The 3,980-nt window shown below is 32.3% G+C and carries 4 protein-coding genes and 1 pseudogene; all 5 read left to right on the forward strand.

Annotation, left to right across the window (positions count from 1 at the left end; translation table 11 throughout):
* Positions 1 to 10 precede the first annotated feature (10 nt).
* On the forward strand, positions 11 to 568 hold the full coding sequence (gene rfbC / locus RXO53_RS07915; RefSeq protein ID WP_410713680.1) for a dTDP-4-dehydrorhamnose 3,5-epimerase: 558 nt from the start codon (positions 11 to 13) through the stop codon (positions 566 to 568).
* 9 nt (positions 569 to 577) lie between these two features.
* On the forward strand, positions 578 to 1,408 hold the full coding sequence (locus tag RXO53_RS07920; RefSeq protein WP_410713678.1) for an SDR family oxidoreductase: 831 nt from the start codon (positions 578 to 580) through the stop codon (positions 1,406 to 1,408).
* A gap of 9 nt (positions 1,409 to 1,417) precedes the next feature.
* Entirely contained in the window at positions 1,418 to 2,461 is a 1,044-nt protein-coding gene (locus RXO53_RS07925) for a glucose-1-phosphate thymidylyltransferase (protein WP_410713679.1), read from the forward strand.
* A 12-nt stretch (positions 2,462 to 2,473) separates the two neighbouring features.
* A complete protein-coding gene (locus RXO53_RS07930; protein ID WP_410713681.1) occupies positions 2,474 to 3,424 on the forward strand; it encodes a dTDP-glucose 4,6-dehydratase in 951 nt (316 codons plus the stop codon).
* Between the two features lie 128 nt (positions 3,425 to 3,552).
* Positions 3,553 to 3,980: pseudogene (locus tag RXO53_RS07935) on the forward strand (hypothetical protein); the annotation flags it as partial.

The raw sequence follows: 3,980 nt of genomic DNA on the forward strand, positions 1-3,980 counted from the left end.
GGTGTATAGATTGCCTTTTGAATTCGAAAGATTAGATATATCTGATGTTATTCTAATAAAGCCTAAAATATTTAATGATAGTAGAGGTTACTTTATGGAAACTTTTGTTAAAAAAACATTTGAAAATTTTGGTATAGATTTTAATGTTGTGCAAGAAAACCAATCTTATTCAAGAAAAGGAGTACTAAGAGGACTTCATTATCAACTCGGTAAATATGTGCAAGCGAAAATCGTTAGAGTACTGAAAGGTGAAATATTTGATGTTGCTGTTGATTTAAGGCAAAGTTCTCCAACATTTGGGAAAAGCATTAAAGTTAATCTTTCTGAAGGAAATAAAAACATGCTCTATATACCAAGGGGGTTTGCTCATGGATTTGAGGTATTAAGTGAAGATGCTATTGTTGTCTATTTAATAGATAACGATTATGAGCCTAAAATGGAGGCAGGTATAAGATGGAATGATCCAGATTTAAATATTAATTGGCCGATAAAATCACCAATATTATCTGAAAAGGACTCTAAATGGCCTACAATTAAAGAAGCGAAAGCCAATAATTTATTAATTTAGGTGAACATAATGTCGTATAAATTTCTCATACTTGGTAGCGGTCAGTTGGGTACTGAACTAATACAGCTTGCTAAAGATGGAGCTTACACTTATCATAAACTAGACCCATTGGGAAAAGGGATTCAGCTCGATGTTACTAACTTTGATCTAGTCGAAGATCTTATAATAAAGCTCTCCCCAGATATTATAATAAATACAGTTGCTTTAACAGATGTAGATAAATGTGAAAAAGAGAGGAACTTAGCTATTAAAATTAATGCTGAAGCTGTAAAACACATTGTTAGGGCTTCTAGAGTTTCAAGTTCTTATTTAGTTCATATATCTACAGACTATGTTTTTGATGGTAGGAAAGGGTTGTATAAGGAGGATGACGAGCCAAATCCAATAAATTATTATGGACTTTCAAAGCTTTTAGGAGAAACTTATGCTCTTTCATACGACGACTCAATTATAATTAGAACTTCAGGTATTTTTAGGCATAAAGGATTTCTAGCAACTGTAGTGAAGCAACTCAAATCTGGGAAACAAGTATATGCATATAAAGGATATTATAGCCCAATATCTGCTAAGTTGCTTGCAGAATCAATAGTTAAAGTGATTGAGCTGAGAAAAACCGGTATTATAAATATAGCTGGAGAAAGAATTTCAAGATATGAAATTGCTATAAAAATTGCTAAGATGCTGAATTTAAACATAAATGATATACATGAAATTGATAAAGGGGGAGATTGGTTAGCTGCAAGACCTTTCGATTCATCTCTTGATATAAGTAAGGCAAAGGCTTTATTAGGTTTTGATTTTTATAGCATAGAAAATAATATAAGATATTTAATTGTATAGGTGATAGGTATGGAAGCAATAGTTTTGCATGGAGGTCAAGGTACAAGGCTAAGACCTTTAACCCATACTGGACCAAAACAATTAATAAAGGTAGCAGGTAAGCCTGTTTCACAGTGGGTTATTGAGCAATTAAAGAAAGCTAACATAAGTGATATAATTATGATTTTGGGCGATAACAATCCACAAAAGGTTGTTGAATATTATGGGGATGGTTCAAAATTTGAAGTAAAAATAAAATATATCTATCAAGGTAAAGCGAGAGGCTTAGCGGATGCAATTTATAGAGCAAAAAATCTGGTTGGAGAAAAGTTTTTAGTTTATTTAGGAGATAATATAGTTCCCTATAATTTATCAAAGCTAGTTGATTTTAAGGGGTCAGCATCAATATTACTTGCAAAAGTTCAAAATCCATATAGGTTTGGTGTAGCAATTATTAAAGAAGGAAAAATTGCTAAGCTTATAGAAAAGCCTAAAGAACCTATAAGCGACTATGCTCTTGTTGGTGTATATGCCTTTACAAGAGAAATATTTGATGTAATAGAGAATTTAAAGCCTAGTCCAAGAAATGAATTGGAAATAACAGATGCTATACAAGGCCTTTTAGATAGAAATAGGGAAATATATTATGATATAGTAGATGGATGGTGGAAAGATACTGGAACTCCAGAGGATATATTGGAAGCTAATATGGTTCTTCTTGACGAATTTAACCAAAGATCTATTAAGGGTATATCTAATGGATCATCAATTGATGGAAGGGTTACAGTTGAAGAAGGAGCTCAAGTTTTTAATAGTAGAGTAATAGGACCTACATTTATAGGATATAATTCTATAATAAAGGATTCATACATAGGCCCTTATACAATGATAGGGAATAGCTGTAATATAGAAAACTCTGATATAGAAAACTCTGTTATTTTGGATGGGTCTAATATAAGTGGTGTATCGTTAAGAGATTCTCTTATTGGTCAAAGCTCTAAAATATTAAGGATAAATAAAAGGCCTCTTGCTATGAGATTTATAATAGGAGAGCGCTCTTCTCTTGAGGTGTAAGTTATGGAAGATATTAAAGTAGCAATTCTTGGGGGAGCTGGTTTCATAGGATCTGCATTCGTAAGAGAGCTTAATAATAGAAATATAAAACCTCTCGTAATAGACCTTTTAACCTATGCAGGAAGACTTGAAAATCTTAAAGGAACAAAGCATGAATTTATAAAGGCTGATATAAGAGACTATAAACTTCATGATATTTTAAGAGAGTTCAAACCGGATATAGTTGTTAACTTTGCTGCAGAGAGTCATGTAGATAGATCTATATATAGGCCACAAGACTTTGTAACAACAAACGTAATGGGCACAGTAAACGTATTAGAATCATCAAGGAGGTTAGGTTTTAAGTATGTTCATATATCTACTGACGAAGTTTATGGTGAGAGGTGTGCTGATGAACTCTCTCCTTTAAACCCTTCATCGCCATATAGTGCATCTAAAGCATCAGGAGATATGTTTGTTAAAGCCTATTCAAGAACTTATGGCGTTGAAAATATAATAGTAAGGCCATCTAATAATTACGGTCCAAGACAGTTTCCTGAGAAGTTTATACCAAAAGCTATAATAAGGAGCTTAATGAACCTTCACGTTCCAGTATATGGTGATGGTAGTCAAGAAAGGGATTGGATATACGTTGAAGATACTGCTAAAATAATATGGGATCTTATTAAAAAGGCAGAATGGAAGGGTGAAGTTTATAATTTGCCCGGAGGTCAAAGGGTTACTAATTTAGAGCTTCTTAAGCTTTTGGGCCGTGTTATTGGGAAAGACATATCAATAAAATTCGTAGATGATAGACCTGGTCACGATAGGATTTATTGTATGTCAACTAAACTTAAATACGAAGTAACATCTCTAAGCGAAGGACTTAAAAAGACTTATGAATGGTATAATCAAAATAAGTGGTGGTGGGAGCCCTTATTGCAAGATAAGTTCTTTAAGGAAGATGAACCTTGGAAGGTATAATATTGTATTAATTTTAAATAAGTTAGTGGGTAGAGTTTTTGCAAAAAGGTAGTTCAGTTAATATTTATTATAATAAAAGGCTATAATGATTATAAAAGTTTTTATCCTAAAAATTTAATATAGAATTGGTGGTTTTCACGAATAAACTTACAATAGCATTGATAGACGATACCGATTTATCAAAACCAGGTAAAGGCCAACAAATAAGAACCTTTGAATTATATTCAAGAGTTTCGAAATATTTCGATATAAAGCTGTTTCTTCAAGATTTGTCTGATCCATCTATGTTGTCGTGGGCCTCTGAATTAAATGTCATTAAATCTTTACCGGGAAAATTAAGCTCATGGATAGGTAGTTTTGATTCAATACAAAAAATGATTTCTAAAATAAATGAGGCCGATATAATAATAGCTGAACATATATATGGTATAAATAGATGGGCCCCTTTAGCGGCGAAATTAAGGAATGTCCCATTTATCTATGATAGTCATGGTAATGAGATTGAAGTTTGTGGATATGATATAAAATGTTTATTATCTATAATACCTTTTGAAAG

This window comes from Caldisphaera sp. (assembly GCF_046536515.1).
Lineage (GTDB): Archaea > Thermoproteota > Thermoprotei_A > Sulfolobales > Acidilobaceae > Caldisphaera.

What these genes read in the sequence shown, in the direction of transcription:
- RXO53_RS07920 (WP_410713678.1), top strand. Translation starts at nt 578, where the DNA reads ATGTCGTATAAATTTCTCATACTTGGTAGCGGTCAGTTGGGTACTGAA.
- RXO53_RS07925 (WP_410713679.1), top strand. Translation starts at nt 1,418, where the DNA reads ATGGAAGCAATAGTTTTGCATGGAGGTCAAGGTACAAGGCTAAGACCT.